Source organism: Variovorax sp. PBL-H6 (assembly GCF_901827155.1).
GTDB lineage: Bacteria > Pseudomonadota > Gammaproteobacteria > Burkholderiales > Burkholderiaceae_C > Variovorax.
Genome location: NZ_LR594659.1, coordinates 561,884 through 581,762, shown reverse-complemented (window position 1 = coordinate 581,762; position 19,879 = coordinate 561,884). Strand labels below are relative to the sequence as shown.

Sequence of the window (19,879 nt, the reverse complement as noted above, 5' to 3'; positions counted from 1 at the left end):
CCCGATGCACCTGCGCTCCGCCTCTCCAGCCCTCCCCGGCGTCCCGCGTCCGCCCTGGCGCGCGCTGGCGCTGCTGGCCGGCGCCGTGCTGCTCGCGCACCTGGCACTGCTGGGCCTGGCGCCACTGGCGGGAGGGCCGCATCCCTCGCCGCTGGCGGGCAAGTTCGTCACGCGGACCCTCGTGATCCCACCGCCGCCGGAGCAGGCGCCGGAAACCGCTCCAGCGCCGCCGCGCGCCTCAACGCCGCCCGCGCCCGCACCCAAGCCCGCGCCCGCGCGGCCGCGGCCCGCGCCCCGGCCGGAAGCGCCCGCGGCGCCAAACCCACCTTCCGTCAGCAGCCCGGCCCCCGAACAGGCGCCGCCCGAAGCGTCAGGTCCGGCGGCTTCGGCCGCGCCCGAGGCCGCTTCCGAACCTGCTGCGGGCGCCCCGGCCGGCGCGGCATCCAACGGTGCCGCTACCGCCGCGGGCCAGGCCGAAGCACCGCCCCCGACGAACGTCCCCGGCTCGGTCCAGCTCGCTTTTGCGGTGACGGGGCAGGTCGGCAGCGCACCGATGCAAGGCGTGTTCGGCACCTTGGTCTGGCAGCAGGACGGCCAGCAGTACGATGCCCAGCTGTCGCTTCGCTTTCTTTTCAAGACCATTCGAAGCCAGCACAGCAACGGCGCGATCGGCGCCGGCGGCATCGAACCCGCGCGTTTCTCGGACACCCGCCGCAGCGAGGTGGCCGCGCATTTCATGCGCGAGCAGGGCCAGGTGGTGTTCAGCAACAACGCGCCCGTCGTGCCGCTCCTGCCTGGTGCGCAGGACCGGCTCAGCGTCATGCTGCAGCTCGGTGCCCTCATGGCCGGCGACCCGGCGCGCTATCCGCCCGGCGCAGCCTTCGCGATTCAGACAATCGGCCCGCGCGAGGCCGACCTCTGGATCTTCAAGGTCGACGAAGACGAGCACCTGGCGCTACCGGCCGGCCAATACAACGCGCGCAAGCTCACGCGCAACCCGCGCAAGCCTTACGACGACAAGGTCGAGCTCTGGCTCGCGCCCGAGCTCGGCTACCTGCCGGTGCGGATCCGGCAGACCCAGGCCAATGGCGATTTCGCGGATTTCCAGCTGCGCGATGTCCAGGGCGCGCGGCCCTGAATCCGAATAAAGCACAAGAAATGGCGGCCGATGCCTACAAAACAACAGCCCTTATTGAAACTGGCGCGTTGATTGCTATCTAACAATCATGAACGCTATCGACATCCTCACTGGACCCGCCATGCAAATGCTTTACGACTCCGACTCCTTCGTCGTCGTGCACGTGCAACCGACCGAAGATGACACGCCGCCGGCGCCGAACATCCCCGTGCTCGCACGCCACGGCTTCGAGATCGTGGACAAGCGATCCGGCAAGGAGGTCTACCTCGACGGCTCGTGGGCCGAGCTGTTCCAGCAACAGATCGCCGCCTGGCAGCTCAACACCCCGACCCAGGAAGAGGTCGAAGACACGCTCGAGGGCTACGCCGAGCTCGCCCACACGCCCGTCCTGGTCCACTAGATCCCCAGGCAAAGGGCTTCTTTTTCGTTTCGCACAAGCGGCCCTCCATCGGCCCGACGATCAGCAGCACGGCCACCCATCGGCACACCTGTAACGCCGTCACGACCGGCATTCCCAACTGAAGCACCTTGGCGGTGATCGCCATCTCGGCAATGCCACCGGGCGAGCTGCCGAGAATCAGTGTGGCCGGATGCAGCCCTGTGCCCCAGGCCAGCAGCCATGCGAAGGGACGATGGATGGCGACCCGGCGCGAGCGCCCTCGCGTAGTATGGCCCGATGCCGCATCGCCTCCTGTTCCCGCCCGCCTGGCTGCCGTCCCTGCTGGCCGTCGCGCTGCTCGCCGGCTGCTCGGCAGCGGGGCTGGCCGATGCGCCGGTCGCCCGTCGCACCGTCGCCCTGCTGCCGGCCGATGCGTTGCTGCTCGGCGAGCAGCACGATGCGCCCGAACATCATGCGATCGAGCGCGAGGCCGTGGAGGCGCTGTCGGCACGCGGGCGCCTGGCCGCGCTGGCGATCGAGATGGCAGAGGAAGGCAGCAGCACGGCCCACCTCGACCGCGCCGCGACAGAAGCCCAAGTGCAAACGGCCCTCGGCTGGGACGAGAAGGCCTGGCCCTGGAGCGCCTACGGACCCGCCGTGATGGCCGCCGTGCGTGCCGGCGTCCCGGTGCTCGGCGCCAACCTGCCGCGCGCGCACATGAAGGACGCCATGGCCGACGTGTCCCTCGACGTGCAACTCGGGGCCGAGGCACACAAGGCCCAGGAGGAAGCGGTGCGCAGCGGCCACTGCAACCTGCTGCCCGAGTCGCAGATCAGGCCCATGACGCGCATCCAGATCGCACGCGACCGCGCAATGGCGCAAACCATCGTCAAGGCGCGCGTGCCGGGCAAGACGGTGCTGTTGCTGAGCGGTGCCGGCCACACCGCCAAGGCGCTCGGCGTGCCGCAGCACCTGCCGAGCGATCTCTCGGTGAAGGCGGTGCAACTGCAGGCCGGTGCCACACCCGACTCGCTGCGCGAGGCGGGCGCCTTCGATGCCGTGTGGCAAACGCCCGCGTTGCCCGAGAAGGACTATTGCGCGACCCTCCGGGCGCAGCCCGGGCCCCGGAGCTGAAAGGCGGGTAGGCCGCGCCGAACTGGTTCAGGCGTTCTTCCGGATCGAGTCGGCCAGCGTGTTCACCAGCGAGTCGATGTGCGACTTCTCGACCACGAAGGGCGGCGCAATCACGATCACCTCGCCGGCCGGGCGCACCAGCGACCCCTTGTGGAAGCAGTCCAGGAAGATGTCGTAGGCGCGCTTGCCCGGTGCGCCGGCGATGGGCGCGAACTCCACCGCCGCGGCCAGTCCGAGGCTGCGGATGCTGATCACGTTGGGCAGACCCTTGAGCGTGCCGTGGAAAGCATCGCCCAGCACCTTGCCCATTTCGCCTGCACGCGCAAAGAGCTTTTCCCGCTGCAGCAGCTCGAGCGTTGCGATCGCCGCGGCACAGGCCACCGGATGGCCCGAGTAGGTGTAGCCGTGGAAGAACTCCACCACGTGCTCGGGCGCCGAGTTGTTCATCATCGCGTCGTAGAGCTTGTCGCGGCAGATCACGCCGCCCAGCGGAATCACGCCGTTGGTCACGCACTTGGCGAAGTTCAGCATGTCGGGCACCACGCCGTAGAAGTCCGACGCGAAGTTCGTGCCCATGCGGCCGAAGCCGGTGATGACCTCGTCGAAGATCAGGAGGATGCCGTGCCGGTCGCAGATCTCGCGCAGCTTCTGCAAGTAGCCCTTGGGCGGCAGGTACCAGCCGGCCGAGCCCGCCACGGGCTCCACGATGATGGCCGCCACGTTGCTCGGATCGTGCAGCGGCAGGATGCGCTGCTCGAGGTCGGCCAGCGCATCTTCGGCCCAGACCGGCTCCTCGTTGTGGATATAGGCATGGTTCACCGGATCGTGGATGAAGCGCATGTGGTCCACCCTCGGCAGGAAGGCCGAGCCGAACACCTTCCGGTTGCCCGGGATGCCGCCCACCGACATGCCGCCGAAACCCACGCCGTGGTAGCCCTTCTCGCGGCCGATGAAGACGTTGCGATGCCCTTCGCCACGGGCGCGGTGGTAGGCCAGCGCCACCTTCAGCGAGGTGTCCGCCGCCTCGCTGCCCGAGTTGCAGAACAGCACCTTGTTGAGGTCGCCCGGCGCCATCGAGGCGATCATCTCGGCCGCCTTGAAGGCCTTGTCGTTGCTGACCTGGAAGGCCGTTGCGTAGTCCAGCGTGTCGAGCTGCTTCTTGATCGCCTCGTTGATGGGCTTGCGGTTGTGGCCCGCGCCCACGCACCAGAGCGAGGAGATCCCGTCGATGACCTTGCGCCCGTCGTGCGTGGTGAATTCCATGCCGTCGGCGGCCACGAAGACCCGCGGGTCCTTCTTGAAGTGGCGGTTGGGGGTGAAGGGCAACCACTGGTTGTCCATGCTGAAGTCGTTGTAAGCCATGTTGTTCGCTCCTGCAGGTGGGTGGACGCTGGGGAAGGGCATTGTGGCACCGGGCGCGTTCTTCGGCAGCCCTGCGACAATCCTGGCCCTTATGACCCCCGCGTACATCCTCACCCTTTCCTGTCCCGACCGCACCGGCATCGTCCATGCCGTGTCCGGCTTCCTGCTCGAGCGCGGCGGCAACATCGAAGAAGCGGCGCAGTACAACGACCATGGCACCGGCCTGTTCTTCATGCGCGTGCGCTTCGCGTGCGCCGACCATGGCGAAGCGGTGCTGCGCGAGCAGATCGGCGGCCTGGCCCAGGGCTTCGACATGCGCTGGAAGCTGCACGTGGCCACCGAGCCGATGAAGACGGTGATCCTCGTCAGCAAGGAAGGCCACTGCCTGAACGACCTGCTGTTCCGCTGGAAGAGCGGCCTGCTCTCGATCGACGTGCGCGCCATCATCTCGAACCATCGCGACTTCTACCAGCTGGCCGCCAGCTACAACGTGCCCTTCCACCACATCCCGGTGACAGGCGCCACCAAGGCGCAGGCCGAGTCGAAGCAGCTGGAGATCATCGAGGCGGAGGGCGCCGAGCTGGTGGTGCTGGCGCGCTACATGCAGATCCTCAGCAACGACCTGTGCGCGCAGCTCGCGGGCCGGGCCATCAACATCCACCACTCCTTCCTGCCCAGCTTCAAGGGCGCCAAGCCCTACTACCAGGCGCACGACCGCGGCGTGAAGCTGATCGGCGCCACGGCCCACTACGTGACGGCCGACCTGGACGAGGGCCCGATCATCGAGCAGGACGTGGAGCGATCCGACCACACCGACACCGTCGAGGACCTCACCGCCCGCGGCCGCGACACCGAGAGCCAGGTGCTGGCCCGCGCAGTGAAGTGGCACAGCGAACACCGGGTGCTGCTCAACGGGCACCGCACCGTCGTTTTCAAGTAGCGCGCAACGCGGCCCTTGCCGTAGAGTCGAGCCGATGAACGCGCCCACGACGACCACCCAGCGCGAGCTGCTGCAGGCTTTCGAGCGCCAGGCCGAGGTGGTGCGCGCGCTGCAGGCCTGCCTGCCCGCCCATGCGCTGATCTGGCAGCCCGAGGACACCACCCCCTACGAATGCGACGGCCTCACGGCCTATCGCCAGCGCCCGTTGGCGGTAGCACTGCCCGAGACCGAGGCGCAGGTGCAGGCGGTGCTGCAGGCCTGCCATGCGCTGGGCGTGCCGGTGGTGGCGCGCGGCGCGGGCACCGGCCTCTCCGGCGGCGCGATGCCGCATGCGATGGGCGTCACGCTCTCGCTCGCCAAGTTCAACAACATCCTGAAGGTCGACCCGGTCAGCCGCACCGCCGTGGTCCAGTGCGGCGTGCGCAACCTCGCAATCAGCGAAGCGGCGGCGCCCTTCAACCTCTACTACGCGCCCGACCCCTCGAGCCAGATCGCCTGCACCATCGGCGGCAACGTGGCCGAGAACTCCGGCGGCGTGCACTGCCTCAAGTACGGCCTGACGCTGCACAACGTGCTGCGCGTGCGCGGCTTCACGGCCGAGGGCGAAGCGGTCGAGTTCGGCAGCGAGGCGCTGGACTGCGCGGGGCTCGACCTGCTGGCGCTGGTGGTGGGCAGCGAAGGCATGCTGGCGGTCACCACCGAAGTCACGGTCAGGCTGGTGCCCAAGCCGCAACTGGCGCGCTGCATCATGGCCAGCTTCGATGACGTGCGCAGAGCCGGCGACGCAGTGGCCGCGGTGATTGCGGCCGGCATCATCCCGGCCGGCCTCGAGATGATGGACAAGCCGATGACGGCCGCGGTCGAGGATTTCGTGCGCGCCGGCTACGACCTCGAGGCCGAGGCCATCCTGCTGTGTGAATCCGACGGCACGCCGGAAGAAGTGGAGGAAGAGATCGGCCGCATGAGCGAGGTGCTGCGCGCCTCGGGCGCAACTGCGCTATCGGTGAGCACCAGCGAGGAAGAGCGCCTGAAGTTCTGGAGCGGACGCAAGAACGCCTTCCCGGCCTCGGGCCGCATCAGCCCCGACTACATGTGCCTCGACTCCACCATTCCGCGCAAGCGCCTGGCCGACATCCTCCTCGCGATCCAGCAGATGGAGAAGAAGTACGGCCTGCGCTGCTGCAACGTGTTCCACGCGGGCGACGGCAACCTGCACCCGCTGGTGCTGTTCGATGCCAACGACCCCGACGAGCTGCACCGCTGCGAGCTCTTCGGCGCCGACATCCTCGAGACCAGCGTGGCCATGGGCGGCACCGTCTCGGGCGAGCACGGCGTGGGCGTGGAGAAGCTCAACAGCATGTGCGTGCAGTTCACGGCCGAGGAGAACGAGCAGATGTTCGGCGTCAAGCGCGCCTTCGATCCCGCGGGCCTGCTCAATCCCGGCAAGACCATCCCGACGCTGCAGCGCTGCGCCGAGTACGGCAGGCAGGTGGTGCGCGGCGGCCGGCTGCCGCATTCCGAGCTGCCACGCTTCTGACGATGAAGGGACTGCGCGGCCTCGCCTGGCTTCTGGTCCTGCAATCGATCGGCGAGCTGCTGTCGCGCGGGCTTGCTCTTCCGCTGCCCGGACCAGTGCTCGGCCTGGTGCTGCTGCTCGCGGCGCTCAGGTTCGAGCTCGTGCGCGAGCCGGTCGCGGAATGCGCCAACTTCCTGCTCTCGCACCTGTCGCTGCTCTTCATTCCGGTCGGTGTGGGCGTGATGACGCACCTCGCGCTGCTTGCCCAGTACGGCGGCCGCATGCTGTTCGTGATCGTGCTGTCGACCTGGATCGGATTGGCCGTGACCGCCACGGTGCTCTACTGGCCCGATCGCAAGCGCAGCCATGAGAAGGGGCGCTGACCCATGCCTCGCTTCGTCGAACTCTGGATCTATCTTTCCGCCACGCCGCTCTTCGGCCTCACCGCCACGCTGGTGACCTACCTGCTCGCGAACGCGGCCTACGCGCGGCTGGGCAGCGCGCCCTGGGCCAATCCGGTGCTGTGGTCGGTGATCGCGCTGGCCGGCGGGCTGCTCGCGACCGGGGTGGACTACCCCAGCTACTTCGCGGGCGCCCAGTTCATCCATTTCCTGCTCGGCCCCGCTGTGGTCGCGCTGGCCTGGCCACTGTGGCAGCGCCGCGCCGAGCTCAAGGCGCGCTTCGGCCGGCTGCTGCTGGCGGCGGTGCTGGGCGGCATTGCCGCGAGCGCCTCGGCCGTGGCCCTGGCGTGGGCCGTGGGGCTGCCGCACGACGTGGTGCTTTCGCTGGCACCCAAGTCAGTGACGGCGCCCGTCGCAATGGGCATTTCCGAGAAGATCGGCGGTATCCCCGCCTTGTCGGCAGTGTTCGCGGTGCTGACCGGCATGATCGGCGCGCTCTCGGGCAAGTACCTCTTCGATGCCCTGCGCATCGGCACCGGGCCGGCCGGACTCGCGGCGCGCGGCTTCGCACTCGGCACGGCGGCCCATGGCATCGGCGCCGCGCGTGCCCTGCACGTGGATGCGGATGCGGGGGCCTACGCGGGGCTCGCGCTGGGGATGCAGGTGGTGCTGGCAGCGCTGTTGATGCCATTGGCCTTCAGCCTGCTCGGCTAAAGAGAAACGCCCGCTTGCGCGGGCGTTTCTCCGAGCTCACATCACATCAGCTGCGATTCGGATTGTTGGGCCGGCTGTCGCGGCGGTTCGGCACGCCGTCGTTGTCGCGGTCGCGGTCCAGGCGGTTCGGCACGCCGTCGTTGTCGCGGTCGCGGTCGAAGCGGTTCGGCACGCCATCGCGATCGCGGTCCCAGCGGCCGCGGTTGTATTCCCAGCGCCCATCGCGCTCACGCCATTCCGGCGCACGGTAGGCATAGCCCGGCCGGGCACGCACCCAGGTGCCGGGCACCCACGCATGGTGGTTGCGGCGCCACTCGTAATGGCCCGGCGCCCATACATAGCCACGGCGCGGCGGTGGCACGCGCTCCGCGCGCGGAGGGGGTGGCGCGGTCCGGATGACGATCGCTGGCTGGGCCTGTGCGGTGGTTGGCGCCATCACGACAGTGCCCAGCGACAAAAGCGACGCGGCGCCGACGGCAAAAGAAATCGCGAGTTTTTTCATGGGGATGCCCTCATGAGTTGTTGGAGCCTTCATCCTCCCGGGACCGTGTGAAGCGCGTGTAAGCCCCGCGCGCAGCCTTTTGTAAACGGGTGTCTCCTTTTGTTGCAACACGACGGCGCGCTATTCGCTCAGCTCTCGCAGGTCGATGGCATCGCCCATGGCCGCATAGCCGGGGGGGCCGGGGTGCAGGTGGTCGCCGCTGTCGTACTGCGGGTTCATGGCAGCCGGGTCGGCGGCGTCGCGCAGCGCTCGGTCGAAATCCACCACCGCATCGACGTCCTGGCGGCCCCGGATCCAGCGATTCAGGGCCTGCCGGCGCAGCTCCTTTTCTTCGCTCCAATAGGCGGCACCCTTGAAAGGCGTGATCGTGCCCAGCAGCACCTTCACGGCTTGCTCGCGCGCCTGCCCGACCAGTTGCTGCAGCCCCGCCGCGAGCTGCTCGGTGCTGGCCGGCCTGAAGGCCGGGGACAAGCCCTGCATCGCCTCGGGCAGGCTGACCCCGAGATCGTTGATGCCGATGAGAATCAGCACATGCGTCACGCCGCTCTGCCCCAGCGCGTCGCGCCGGAATCGATCGAGGCCGCGGGGGCCCGTGCCCTCCAGGAGCAGCCGGTTGCCGCCGATCCCCGCGTTGACGACGCAGAAGCCGCCGTGCTTGCCGGGGTGCTCGCGCAGCCGCTGCGCCAGCCGCTCCGGATAGCTCGCCGGCGCAATCTCGCCATTGCCGGTGCCCTGGGTGATCGAATCGCCGAAGGCCACGATCACGCGCGGCGTCGCTTGCGCGGCGACATCCAAGCCCGTGACGATGTGCGCGATGGGCGAAGGCGCGGCACCGCGCCAGTTCGCGCGCATCACGGCAGCGCCGGCCATGGTCAGCGTCGCGCCGAACGGATGCACGGTGGCGAAAGGCGTACCGGGTTCCACCTGGTAGCTCACGGCCACGGTCTGTCCCGGCTCGATGCCGAGCAGGGCCGGGTCGCTCCAGGCCTCGCGTCCAGGCGCGATCGTGATGCCGCTGCGCCCGTTGAATCGCAGCCGCTGCAGGGTGGCCGGCGCCACCGTGTCGCTGCCGGCAGCAAGCCCTGCGCTGGCCTCGATGATCCGCAGGGGCTGGCGTCCGAAGAGGTTCGAGAAGCGCACACGCACTCGCTCGCCGCCCAATGCCGACACCATCAGCTGGCGCAGGCTTTGCCCGTCGAAGCGCTGCGGCCTGGGAGGCAGCGCCGGCAGGCCCGGGAACAGCGGCGCCGGCACGTAGTCGAACGGCGCCGCGGCCCAGCTCGCAGCCCAGCGCGGTCGCTGCCCCGAGGCGGGCTGCGCAAGCAGGGGCAGCGGAACGCCAGCCAGCAGCGCCAGGCCCGCGCCGTGTGCGAGCCCGGCCTTGGCGAATCGTCGTCGTGAGAACAGGTCCGTGCGCAAGCCGGGCAGTTTACGCAAGCCCTCGCCTGCGGGTGTGTCGGACGCAGGCCCGCGCGGGCTACCAGGTATCGACGAACGGCAGGGCCGGCCGGGGCGCCACCGTCGCCGAGGCAAGCCCGCGCACCAGCCAGGCGCGCGTATCGGCGGGGTCGATGACCGCGTCGATCTCCAGCGTCTGCGCCATATGGATCGCCTCGCCATTCGCATACTGCTGCGCCACCAGCTCCTTGAACAAGGCATCGCGCTCGTGCCCCTCGGCCGCGGCCTGGAGCTCCTTGCGAAAGCCCAGGCGCACCGCGCCCTCGAGCCCCATCGCACCGAACTCGCCGGTGGGCCAGGCCACGGTGAAGACCGGCGCGTCGAAGCCGCCGGCCGTCATCGCCTGCGCGCCCAGCCCGTAGCCCTTGCGCAGCACCACCGCGAAGTAAGGCACGCGCAGGTGCGAGGCCACCATGAACATGCGGCACACATGACGCACCTGTGCTTGCGCCTCGATCTCGGGGCCCACCATGAAGCCCGGCGTGTCGCACAGCGCCACCAGCGGCAGGCCGTGCGCGTTGCAAAGCTGCATGAAGCGCGCGGCCTTGTCGGCAGCCTCCGCGTCGATCGCGCCGCCGAGGTGATGCGGGTTGTTCGCGAGCAGGCCGATCGGCTTGCCTTCGATGCGAGCCAATGCAGTGACGATGCCGGCGCCGAAGCCGGCGCGCAACTCGAGCAGCGACCCGGTGTCGGCCACGCCGCGCATCGCGGCGCGCACGTCGTACACGCGCAGCCGGTTCTCCGGCACCACATGGCGCAGCGTGCGCGGGTCGGCGCATTGCCATTCGGGCGTCGGCCCCTGGAAGTACGAGAGGTACTGCTTCGCCGCCGCCACCGCGGCCGCCTCGTCCTTCACGAGGATGTCGATCACGCCATTGCGCGACTGCACGCCACTGGGTCCGATCTGCTCGGGCGCATAGGTGCCGAGGCCACCGCCCTCGATCATGGCGGGGCCGCTCATGCCGATGTTGCTGGCCTCGGTCGCGATGATCACGTCGGCGCAGCCCAGCAGCGCGGCGTTGCCCGCAAAGCAGCGCCCGTGCACGATGCCCACCACCGGCACATGGCCCGAGAGCGCCGCGAACCGAGTGAAGGTGTGATTGTTGAGACCCGCGACGATCGGCATGTCGGTGTCGCCCGGCCGGCCGCCGCCGCCTTCGGCGAACAGCACGACCGGCAGCTTCAACTGGTGTGCGATGCCCAGCATGCGATCGGTCTTGTGGTGGTTGCGCATGCCCTGCGTGCCGGCGAGCACGGTGTAGTCGTAGGCCATGACCACGCAGCGCGACTTCTCGGGGCCGAACTGCTTCGCGTTGACGCTGCCGATGCCGGTGACCATGCCGTCGGCCGGCGTGTTGGCGATCAGGTCATCGAGCGCGCGGCGGCGCGTCTGTGCCGCGATCGCGAGTGCGCCGTACTCGCTGAAATTGCCCGGCTCCTCGGCGAGGTCGCACAGGTCCGCGATATTGGCGCGCGCAGTGCGGCCGCCCTGGGCCTGCCGCTTCGCGACCGCTGCGCCTCGATGGGCGTCCAGCGTGAAGGCATGGCGGTCGATGACCTTCTGCAGGTCGGGCCGGATCGCATCGAGGTCCTGCTCGGCGCGCGCGTCGGCCTCGGCCGCCTGCGCATCCACCGGCTCGAGCCGCAGCAGCGACTGCCCCTCGACCAGGTAGTCGCCGGGCACCGCCAGCAGCGCGACCACGCGGCCTGCAGCAGGCGCATGGAGCAGATGCTCCATCTTCATCGCCTCGAGCACCCCGAGCTGCGCGCCGGCCGGCAGCACGTCGCCGACCTCGACCTCGAACTGGACCAGCCGCGCGGGCATCGGGGCCTTGACCACGAGGCCGCCGTCGTCCTGCTCCGGCGGCATCGCCTTCGGCTCGACCGCGTGCGGATGGGCCGCGTGCGCGGTCGCCGCATCGATGCGCGAGGCCGACGCGAGCAGGTCGCCCAGATGCTCCTCGACGAAGCGGGTGTGGAGCTTCTGGGTCGCGAACTCCGGCCGCTCGCCGATCGCACGCAGCAGCGCAAGGTTGGTCGAGATGCCCTCGATGCGGCATTCCTCGAGTGCGCGCAACGAACGCCGCAGCACGTCCTCGAAGCGCGGCGAAGCGGCATGCACGATCAGCTTGGCAAGCAGCGTGTCGTAATGCGGCGAGGGCGAAAGGCCCACGTAGCCGTGGGTGTCGATACGCACGCCGGGGCCGGCCGGCAGGTCGAAGCGCGACAGCGCGCCGCTTGCCGGGCGCGCCTGGCCCTGCGCGTCGAGTGTCTCGGCGTTGAGGCGCCATTGCACCGCGAAGCCGCGCTGCGCCGCGCTGCGATCGGCTTCGACGCCCAGCTCGTCGAGCCGCTGCCCCGCCGCGACGCCGATCTGCAGCTGCACCAGGTCGAGGCCGGTAACGGCCTCGGTCACCGTGTGCTCGACCTGCAGGCGCGGATTGGCCTCGATGAAGACGAAGGGCAGGCCCGTGGATTTCTCATCCACCAGGAATTCGAAGGTGCCCAGGCCCTGATAGCTCACGGCCTTGGCCATCCGCAGCGCAGCCTGTGTCAGCCGCTCGCGCAGCGCCGGCGACAGAGAAGGGCTCGGCGCGATCTCTACCAGTTTCTGGAAGCGCCGCTGCAGGGTGCATTCGCGCTCGCCCAGGCTCGCGACCGCGCGGCCGTCGCCCAGCACCTGGATCTCGACGTGGCGCGCGTGCCGCATCAGGCGCTCGACGTACACGCCGTCGACGCCGAAGGCGGCCTTGGCCTCGGACATGCAGCGCGCATGCGCTTCAGGCAAATCCGACGCGCTGAGTACGGCGCGCATGCCGCGGCCCCCGCCGCCGCCGATGGCCTTGACCATGACGCCCGCCCCGTCCGCTTGCTGCTCGGCAAAGAAGGCCCGCGCCTCGGCGAGCGTCACGGCACCGGCACTGCCGGGCATGACGGGCACATCGCATTGCTGCGCCAGCGCGCGGGCACGCGCCTTGTCGCCGAAGAGCGCGAGCTGGTCGGGCGTGGGGCCGATGAAGCACAAGCCGGCGTCCGCACAGGCCTGCGCGAAATCGGCGCGTTCACTGAGAAAGCCATAGCCGGGATGCACGGCATCGCAGCCCTCGGCACGCGCGATCTCGATCAGCGCCGTGCTGTCGAGGTAGGCGGCGGGCCCCGTGAGCCCGAGCGCAACCGCCTTGTCGGCCAATTGAACGTGCAGGGCCGCGGCGTCGTCCTTCGCATGGACGGCAACGCTCGCGATGCCGAGATCGCGCAACGCGCGCACCAGCCGCACCGCGATCTCGCCGCGATTGGCCACAAGGATCTTCTTGAACAACGGACAGCCTTTCAGGGATGGTCTTTCAACAGCCGGCGCAGCACCTTGCCCGCGCCCGTGGTGGGCAGCGCATCGATGAAGCGCACGCTGCGCGGCGCCTTGTAGGGCGCCATGTTCTCGCGCGCCCAGGCCACCAGCGCGTCGGCTTCGAGCGCGGCACCGGGCTTGCGCACGATGAAGGCCTTCACCACCTCGCCCTTGTCCGCATCGGGCTCGGCAATCACCGCCGCCTGCGCCACAGCCGGGTGCTTGACGAGGATGGTCTCGACTTCCTCCGGGAAGACGCTGTAGCCCGAGACCTTGATCATTTCCTTGAAGCGGCCGATGAAGGTGAGGTAGCCCTCGGCATCGAGCTTGCCCATGTCGCCGGTATGCACCCAGCCGTTGCGCAGCGTCGCGGCAGTCGCTTCCGGCTTGTTCCAGTAGCCCTTGAAGCTGCCGGGACTGGTGAGCACGATCTCGCCGATCTCGCCCACGGGCCGGTCCGCGCCGGTGTCGGGATCGACGATGCGGATGGTGACACCCGGCACCGCGATGCCTTGCGTGCCCCAGCGCGGCGCATGGTGGGGCGTGTAGGTGTCGCAGGTGTGGGTCTCCGACAAGCCGTACGCGGCCTCGAAGGACACGCAGTTCTTCGCATGGCCGCGCCACTGCGCGGCCAGGGGCTCGGTGAAGGTGATGCCGAAGCTGGTGACCGGGTTCATGCGCAGGCTGGACAGGTCGAAGCCGCCGATGCCCTCCACCTGCATGCACGCCACGTTCATCGGCGCGATGCTGTACCACCAGCTCACCCGATAGCGCTCGATGGCCTGCAGCACCACGCGCGGCTCGAAGCGGTGCAGCAGCACCGAGGTTGCGCCGGTCAGCACGGGCACGTTGACGCCCATCAGCATGCCGGCGATGTGATAGAGCGGCGCGATCGACAGCAGCACGTCGCCTGCTGCAACGCCGTTGCAGTCGGCCGCCGCGCGCGTCTTGAAGAGCGCATTGCCGTAGCTCAGCATCGCGCCCTTGGGCAGGCCCGTGGTGCCGGAGGTGTAGGTCATCAGGGCCACGTCGTCCATCGAGAGTGCGACAGGATTCGGGCTCGAGCCGCTCTTCATGACGGCCATGAAGTCCTCGCAGCCCTCGGGCACGACGCGCGGTTCGCGCTGGGCCGCAGCCAGGTCGCTCGGAATGTCGAGCGCCGGTTCCGGCGGCAGCAAGTCGGCGTAGTGCACGACGAACACGTGCGCCAGTGCACTCTGCGCACGCACCTTGTCCACCACCGGCAGCAGCGAAGAGGCCGTGACGATCACGCGCGCATTCAGGTCATTGACCTGGTAGGCCAGCTCATGCTCCTTGTTGAGCGGGCCACTCGGGCACACGATCGCACCGATCTTCTGGATGCCGTAGTGTGCCGCCAGGTACTGCGGGCAGTTGTTGAGGAAGAGCACCACCGGGTCGCCCTTCTTGACGCCGATCGCCTGCAGGCGCGCAGCGAACGCGTCGCTGGCAGCGTCGAGCTCGGCGTAGCTCATCGCATGGCCGTACCAGATGCAGGCGGAATGCCCGCCGCGCTCGCGCGCATGTGCGCGCAGGTACTCGTGCAGGGGCTGCTCGGGGCGAACGGGGAGCTGGGTCATTGTCTCCATGGCGTCACTCTCACAGGGTTATCGATAGGACTGGCCGCTTGCCAAGCCTCCATGGTGCTCCAACAATCCTACCCATGGGTATAACTTCGGCGACACCGCACAAACCCTCTGGGCGTTCCGACCTGCCGCAGGGCACCGGCCGCCAGCGCGCGGCCACCGCGGGGACCGACGTGCAACGCGAGCGCATTCTGCAGGCCGCCGCGCAGCTCTTCGCGGCGCAGGGCTACGCCAACACCACCATGGCGCAGATCGTGCGCGCGCTCGACGTCACCAAGCCCTTTGTCTACTACTACTTCCGCGACAAGCAGGAGATCTTCGAGACGCTCTCCTGGCAGCCGACGGTCGATTGCTTCACCTCGCTGGACTTTGCGCAGGGCGATCCGCGGCCCGCCGTCGAGAAGGTGAAAGAAGGCATCGAGCGCCTGATCCGTGCCACGGTGGCCCATCATCCCTGTGCTTTCTTCCCGTACCGCGAGCCCCAGGTCTACCGCCCCGAGTACGTCGCGGCGCAGAAGAAGCTGGCGCACCACTTCTACGATCGCCTCTGCCCTCTGCTCGAAGAGGCGCGGCGCGACGGTGACCTGGACTTTCGCGAGACCAAGATCACCGCACTGGCCGCGCTCAGTCTGCCCGGCTTTCTCTTCAGCTGGTACCGGCCCGAAGGCCGGCTCTCGCCCGACGACGTGGTAGGCGAGCTGGTGCAGCTCTCCTGGCGCGTGCTGGGCCTGCGCGAGCGCGGTGGCTGAAGAGCCCGCGCGTCTTTCCTTCCGTTCCCCCAACTTCCAGAGACAAGCCATGAAGTCCACCTTCGCGTTCGCGCCGCTGGCCGCCGCCGCCGTGCTCGCCGCCAGCGCCGCACATGCCCAGCAGACCTACAAGATCGCCTACATCGACCCGCTCTCGGGCCCCTTCGCGAACGTCGGCGAGCTGATGCTCACGCACACGCAGTACGCGATCGAGGACATCAACGCCAAGGGCGGCGTCCTCGGCGGCACCAGGCTGCAGCTGCTGCAGTTCGACAGCAAGCTCTCGGCGCAGGAGAGCCAGAGCGCGCTGCAGGCCGCGATCGACCAGGGCGCGCAGGCCATCGTGACCGGCGGCTCGGGCTCCTCGGTGGTGACGGCGCTGGTGCAGTCGGTCAACCGATGGAACCAGCGCAATCCGGGCAAGGAGCTGATCGTGCTCAACCACTCGTCGATCGACCCCGAGATGACGGGCAAGGCCTGCAGCTTCTGGCACTTCCAGACCGAGGCCAACACGGCGATGAAGATGAAGGCGCTGGCCAACTACATCAAGAAGACGCCCGAGATCAAGAAGGTCTACCTGCTCAACCAGGACTACGCACATGGCAAGCAATGGGCCAGCTACGGCCGGCAGCTGGTCGGGCTGGCGCGGCCCGACATCCAGTTCGTGGGCGAAACGCTGCACCCCATCGGGCGCGTGAAGGACTTTGCGCCCTATCTCGCCAACGTGCGGCAAGCCGGCGCCGACTCGGTGATCACCGGCAACTGGGGCCAGGACATGACGCTGCTGCTGAAGGCCGCAGGCGATGCGGGTTATGACCTGCACTACTTCAACCACAGCGCGGGCTCGGTGCCCGGCACGGTGCTGGCCATGTCGCAAGCCAAGCTGGGCAAGCTCACCTGGGTGGCCGAATGGCATCCTGGCCAGGCCGATCGGCCAAAGGCCGATGCGCTGGCCAAGGCCTACAAGGCCAAGACGGGCAAGGACTTCCTCGCGCCGCGGATCGAGCTCACGCAGCGGCTGCTCGCAGCCGCGATCAACAAGGCCGGCAGCACCGACACCACGAAGGTGGCGCGCGCGATGGAAGACATGAGCTTCGATTCGGTGGTCGGCCCCGTGCGCATGCGCGCGGAGGACCACCAGCTGTTGCTGCCGCAGGTGGTCAACACCATCGCGCCGGTGGACGGCAAGGCGGTGAAGGTGGGCTGGGAAGGCACGAACTACGGCTTCCGCACCGACGCGATCTACACGGGCAACGAGCTGGCGCAGGGCACGGAGTGCAAGATGGCTCGGCCCGCGTCGTGATCGCCCTGCGCTAAGGGATAGCCCTGCCTGCTGCGTGCGGCGGCATCGAGATACTGCGATGTCGCTCGCAAAGGGCTGACGAGGAGGTCGAAGAACACCATGGCAGGCAAGAACCCGCTCCATCCGATTCCGCACCCCGCGAGGAAGCCCTTCGTCGGCAACATCCTGTCGATCGGCTCCGAGTCGCCGGTGCTCGACATGTGGAGGATCGCGCAGGAGCTGGGCCCGATCTACTGGCTGGACATGCCGGGCATGCCCGTGATCGTCGTCTCCTCGGCCGCGCTGGTCGACGAGCTGTGCGACGAGAAGCGATTCGACAAGAGCACCAAGGGCACGCTGCGCCGGCTGCGCGCGCTTTCGCACGGCCTCTTCACCTCCGACACCCACGAATCGACGTGGTCGAAGCCGCACAACATCCTGCTGGCCAATTTCAGCCAGCGCGCGATGCAGGCCTATCACCCGATGATGCTCGACATCGCCGAGCAGCTGGTGACCAAGTGGGAGCGCCTGAACTTCGACGAAGAGGTCGACGTGGTGCGCGACATGACCGCGCTCACGCTCGACACCATCGGCCTGTGCGGCTTCGGCTACCGCTTCAACTCCTTCTACCGCGAGGGCTTTCACCCGTTCGTCGACGCGATGGTGCGCACGCTGGAGACGGTGCAGAACCGGCGCGGCATTCCGCTCGAGGAGCTGATGCTGAAGAAGCCGCTGGCGCAGCAGCGCAAGGACATCCGCTTCATGCACACGATGGTGGAGAACATCATCCAGGAGCGGCGCCAGAGCGGCGCCGACATCGCGACCAAGCCGGACCTGCTGAGCTACATGATCGCCGGGGTGGACAAGAAGACCGGCGAGCGGCTGGACGACCGGCAGATCCGCGACGAATGCATCGAGTTCCTGATCGCGGGCCACGAGACCACCAGCGGACTGCTGTCCTTCGCGATCTACTTCCTGCTCAACAACCCCGAGGCGATGGCCAAGGCGCGCGCCGAGGTCGACCAGGTGTTCGGCCCCGATCCATCGGTGAAGCCGACCTACGCGCAGGTCAATCGCCTGGTCTACGTACTGCAGGTGCTCAAGGAATCGCTGCGCATGTTTCCAACCGCGCCCGCGGTCGCGATGGCGGCGAAGGAGGACACGACCATCGGCGGCCAGTACACGATCAAGCGGCGCAACATGGTGATCCTGCACGCGCTCGCCTTGCACCGCGACAAGGCGGTGTGGGGCGAGGACGCGGACCGCTTCAACCCCGACCACTTCAGCCGCGAGGCCGAGCGGGAGCGCCCGGTCAACGCCTTCAAGCCGTTCGGGAATGGGCAGCGCGCGTGCATCGGGCGCCAGTTCGCGCTGCAGGAGGCTGTGCTCACGCTGGGCATGATCCTGCAGCGCTTCGACCTGGTCGACCACACCGGCTACCAGCTGAAGATCCGCGAGGCGCTCACCATCAAGCCCGAGGGCTTCAGGATTCGGGCCGTGCCGCGCGATCCGGCAACACGCCCGCGCGGCGATTTCACCGCATCGCAGCCCGCGCCGGCGGCGGCGCCGCGGCCTTCTGCGGACAGGGCACAAGCAGCGCGCCACGGCACCTCGCTGCTGGTGCTGCAGGGCTCGAACCTCGGCACGGCGGAAGACCTGGCGCGCCAGCTGGCCGAGGCCGGCGAGCTGCGCGGCTACTCGACCCAGCTCGCGTCGCTGGACGACTATGCCGAGCGGCTGCCGGCGAGCGGCGCGGTCGCCATCGTCTGCGCTTCCTACAACGGCACGGCGCCGGACAACGCGGCGGAGTTCCATCGCTGGCTGGACACCGCGGACGATTCGCTCAATGGCGTGCGCTTCAGTGTCTTCGGCTGCGGCAACACCGATTGGGCCTCCACCTACCAGGCGGTGCCGCGGCGGATCGACGAGCGCCTCGGAGCGCTGGGCGCCACCCGCGTGCATGCGCGCGGCGAGGGCGACGCGCGCGAGGACATGGACGGAAGTTTCCAGGACTGGAGCGATGCGCTGTGGCCGCAGCTCGCGGAAGCCCTCGATCTCAAGGACACCGACTCCGCGCCCTTGCAGAGCGAGCCGCTGTATACGCTGGAGGAGATGCCGCCGCCTCAAAAGAACGCACTGCTCGATGCACTGGGTGCAGTGGGCCTGCGGGTGCTCGAAAACCGCGAGCTGCAAGGCACCGGCGGCGATCCCTCGCAGGGCCGTTCCACACGCCACGTCGAGCTGCAATTGCCCGAAGGCGTGAGCTACCGCGCCGGCGACCACCTGAGCGTGGTGCCACGCAACGGCGCGGCGCAGGTGGAGCGTGCCATGGCGCGCTTCGGCTTCGATCGCAAGGCCCACGTGCGACTGCAGACCGCGCCGGGGCGCAAGGCCGCGCTGCCGGTGGACGAGGTGATCGCGGTGGACAGGCTGCTGGGCGACTACGTCGAACTGCAGGACGTGGCCACGCGCAAGCAGATCGCCCAGTTGGCAGCGCACACGCAATGCCCCTTCACGCGGCCCAGGCTGGAGGCGCTTTCGGGCGCGGACGAGGACTCGGCTGCGCTCTACAGGAGCGAGGTGCTGCACAAGCGCAAGTCGGTGCTCGACCTGCTGGAGGAATTCCCGGCCTGCCAGCCGGCCTTCGCGCTCTTCCTGGAAATGCTGTCGCCGCTCTCGCTTCGCTATTACTCCATCTCCTCATCGCCAGTGGTCGACGGCGGACGCTGCAGCATCACCGTCGGGGTGGTGGCGGAGCCGGCGCGCTCGGGCCTGGGAAAGTTCGAGGGCGTGTGCTCGAACTACCTGGCGCGCGCCGAGGCCGGCGAGCTGGTCCACGGTGTCGTGCGCGAGACAACGGCGGAGGGCTTCCGGCTGCCCGACGACCTGCAGCGGCCGCTGATCATGGTGGGGCCGGGCACGGGCCTCGCGCCCTTTCGGGGTTTCCTGCAAGAGCGCGAGGCGCAGATTGCCAAGGGCACGGCACCCGGCGAGGCGCTGCTCTTCTTCGGCTGCCGGCATCCGGAGCAGGATTTCATCTATGCCGACGAACTGAACGGATGGGCCGAGCGCGGCGTGGTGCGGCTTTTTACCGCCTTCTCGCGCGCGGGCGAGCGCAAGGTCTACGTGCAGGATCGCATTCGCGAACAGGGCGCCGAGGTCTGGCGGCTGCTGACGCAGGGCGCGATCGTCTATGTGTGCGGCGACGGCTCGCGCATGGAGCCCGACGTGCGGCGGGCGCTATCGGACATCGCGCGCGAGCATGGGCAGGACGGCGATGCCTGGCTGGAGCGGATGATCGCCGACAGGCGCTACGTGCTGGACGTGTGGGCCGGCACCTGAGGCCCGGATGCT

The 19,879-nt window shown here is 68.8% G+C and carries 15 protein-coding genes and 1 pseudogene; 10 read left to right on the top strand and 6 right to left on the bottom strand.

What is annotated here, in order from left to right:
* Positions 1-4 precede the first annotated feature (4 nt).
* A complete protein-coding gene (locus G3W89_RS02830; protein ID WP_162572678.1) occupies positions 5-1,138 on the top strand; it encodes a DUF3108 domain-containing protein in 1,134 nt (377 codons plus the stop codon).
* 121 nt (positions 1,139-1,259) lie between these two features.
* Complete coding sequence (locus G3W89_RS02825) at positions 1,260-1,538, top strand: BTH_I0359 family protein (RefSeq protein ID WP_174258229.1); 279 nt, start codon at positions 1,260-1,262, stop codon at positions 1,536-1,538.
* Here the strand turns inward: G3W89_RS02825 and G3W89_RS33600 are convergent.
* Positions 1,456-1,764: pseudogene (locus tag G3W89_RS33600) on the bottom strand (AbrB family transcriptional regulator); the annotation flags it as partial. The gene G3W89_RS02825 and the pseudogene G3W89_RS33600 overlap by 83 nt on opposite strands.
* Positions 1,765-1,814: 50 nt before the next feature.
* Between G3W89_RS33600 and G3W89_RS02815 the strand changes: the two are divergent.
* The gene (locus G3W89_RS02815; RefSeq protein ID WP_162572676.1) at positions 1,815-2,651 is read left to right on the top strand and encodes a ChaN family lipoprotein; all 837 of its coding nucleotides are present in this window, start codon (positions 1,815-1,817) and stop codon (positions 2,649-2,651) included.
* A 27-nt stretch (positions 2,652-2,678) separates the two neighbouring features.
* On the opposite strand, the gene G3W89_RS02810 is transcribed toward G3W89_RS02815, so the two are convergent.
* Positions 2,679-4,013 (bottom strand): aminotransferase class III-fold pyridoxal phosphate-dependent enzyme, encoded by a 1,335-nt coding sequence (locus G3W89_RS02810; protein WP_162572675.1) that lies wholly within the window; start codon positions 4,011-4,013, stop codon positions 2,679-2,681.
* Between the two features lie 91 nt (positions 4,014-4,104).
* Here G3W89_RS02810 and purU point away from each other — a divergent pair, with 91 nt between their 5' ends.
* The 4 genes from purU to G3W89_RS02790 are packed head-to-tail and all read left to right on the top strand — an operon-like array spanning position 4,105 to position 7,584.
* Positions 4,105-4,953 (top strand): formyltetrahydrofolate deformylase, encoded by an 849-nt coding sequence (purU, locus tag G3W89_RS02805; RefSeq protein WP_162572674.1) that lies wholly within the window; start codon positions 4,105-4,107, stop codon positions 4,951-4,953.
* Between the two features lie 34 nt (positions 4,954-4,987).
* On the top strand, positions 4,988-6,490 hold the full coding sequence (locus G3W89_RS02800; protein ID WP_162572673.1) for an FAD-linked oxidase C-terminal domain-containing protein: 1,503 nt from the start codon (positions 4,988-4,990) through the stop codon (positions 6,488-6,490).
* 2 nt (positions 6,491-6,492) lie between these two features.
* A complete protein-coding gene (locus tag G3W89_RS02795) occupies positions 6,493-6,852 on the top strand; it encodes a CidA/LrgA family protein (protein ID WP_162572672.1) in 360 nt (119 codons plus the stop codon).
* 3 nt (positions 6,853-6,855) lie between these two features.
* Positions 6,856-7,584, top strand: coding sequence for an LrgB family protein (locus tag G3W89_RS02790; RefSeq protein WP_162572671.1), 729 nt, complete (start codon positions 6,856-6,858; stop codon positions 7,582-7,584).
* 46 nt (positions 7,585-7,630) lie between these two features.
* Here the strand turns inward: G3W89_RS02790 and G3W89_RS02785 are convergent, their stop codons facing one another.
* From G3W89_RS02785 to G3W89_RS02770, 4 genes are all read right to left on the bottom strand, one after another.
* Complete coding sequence (locus G3W89_RS02785) at positions 7,631-8,086, bottom strand: thrombospondin type 3 repeat-containing protein (protein WP_162572670.1); 456 nt, start codon at positions 8,084-8,086, stop codon at positions 7,631-7,633.
* Positions 8,087-8,206: 120 nt separating this feature from the next.
* Positions 8,207-9,523, bottom strand: coding sequence for an SGNH/GDSL hydrolase family protein (locus G3W89_RS02780; RefSeq protein WP_162572669.1), 1,317 nt, complete (start codon positions 9,521-9,523; stop codon positions 8,207-8,209).
* A gap of 40 nt (positions 9,524-9,563) precedes the next feature.
* A complete protein-coding gene (locus G3W89_RS02775) occupies positions 9,564-12,863 on the bottom strand; it encodes a carboxyl transferase domain-containing protein (protein WP_162572668.1) in 3,300 nt (1,099 codons plus the stop codon).
* Positions 12,864-12,874: 11 nt separating this feature from the next.
* Complete coding sequence (locus G3W89_RS02770) at positions 12,875-14,488, bottom strand: AMP-binding protein (protein WP_162572667.1); 1,614 nt, start codon at positions 14,486-14,488, stop codon at positions 12,875-12,877.
* A gap of 83 nt (positions 14,489-14,571) precedes the next feature.
* Here G3W89_RS02770 and G3W89_RS02765 point away from each other — a divergent pair, with 83 nt between their 5' ends.
* The 3 genes from G3W89_RS02765 (at position 14,572) to G3W89_RS02755 (ending at position 19,867) form a co-directional block, all read left to right on the top strand.
* Positions 14,572-15,243, top strand: coding sequence for a TetR/AcrR family transcriptional regulator (locus tag G3W89_RS02765; RefSeq protein WP_162572666.1), 672 nt, complete (start codon positions 14,572-14,574; stop codon positions 15,241-15,243).
* Positions 15,244-15,292: 49 nt separating this feature from the next.
* Complete coding sequence (locus G3W89_RS02760; RefSeq protein ID WP_162572665.1) at positions 15,293-16,546, top strand: branched-chain amino acid ABC transporter substrate-binding protein; 1,254 nt, start codon at positions 15,293-15,295, stop codon at positions 16,544-16,546.
* A 99-nt stretch (positions 16,547-16,645) separates the two neighbouring features.
* The gene (locus G3W89_RS02755) at positions 16,646-19,867 is read left to right on the top strand and encodes a bifunctional cytochrome P450/NADPH--P450 reductase (protein ID WP_162572664.1); all 3,222 of its coding nucleotides are present in this window, start codon (positions 16,646-16,648) and stop codon (positions 19,865-19,867) included.
* The last annotated feature ends 12 nt before the right edge of the window (positions 19,868-19,879 follow it).

Coding starts and splice junctions, on each gene's coding strand:
- G3W89_RS02790 (WP_162572671.1), top strand. CDS start 6,856: ATGCCTCGCTTCGTCGAACTCTGGATCTATCTTTCCGCCACGCCGCTC.
- G3W89_RS02760 (WP_162572665.1), top strand. CDS start 15,293: ATGAAGTCCACCTTCGCGTTCGCGCCGCTGGCCGCCGCCGCCGTGCTC.
- G3W89_RS02755 (WP_162572664.1), top strand. CDS start 16,646: ATGGCAGGCAAGAACCCGCTCCATCCGATTCCGCACCCCGCGAGGAAG.
- G3W89_RS02830 (WP_162572678.1), top strand. CDS start 5: ATGCACCTGCGCTCCGCCTCTCCAGCCCTCCCCGGCGTCCCGCGTCCG.
- G3W89_RS02765 (WP_162572666.1), top strand. CDS start 14,572: ATGGGTATAACTTCGGCGACACCGCACAAACCCTCTGGGCGTTCCGAC.
- G3W89_RS02800 (WP_162572673.1), top strand. CDS start 4,988: ATGAACGCGCCCACGACGACCACCCAGCGCGAGCTGCTGCAGGCTTTC.
- G3W89_RS02825 (WP_174258229.1), top strand. CDS start 1,260: ATGCAAATGCTTTACGACTCCGACTCCTTCGTCGTCGTGCACGTGCAA.
- G3W89_RS02785 (WP_162572670.1), bottom strand. CDS start 8,086: ATGAAAAAACTCGCGATTTCTTTTGCCGTCGGCGCCGCGTCGCTTTTG.
- G3W89_RS02810 (WP_162572675.1), bottom strand. CDS start 4,013: ATGGCTTACAACGACTTCAGCATGGACAACCAGTGGTTGCCCTTCACC.
- G3W89_RS02795 (WP_162572672.1), top strand. CDS start 6,493: ATGAAGGGACTGCGCGGCCTCGCCTGGCTTCTGGTCCTGCAATCGATC.
- G3W89_RS02815 (WP_162572676.1), top strand. CDS start 1,815: ATGCCGCATCGCCTCCTGTTCCCGCCCGCCTGGCTGCCGTCCCTGCTG.
- G3W89_RS02770 (WP_162572667.1), bottom strand. CDS start 14,488: ATGACCCAGCTCCCCGTTCGCCCCGAGCAGCCCCTGCACGAGTACCTG.
- purU (WP_162572674.1), top strand. CDS start 4,105: ATGACCCCCGCGTACATCCTCACCCTTTCCTGTCCCGACCGCACCGGC.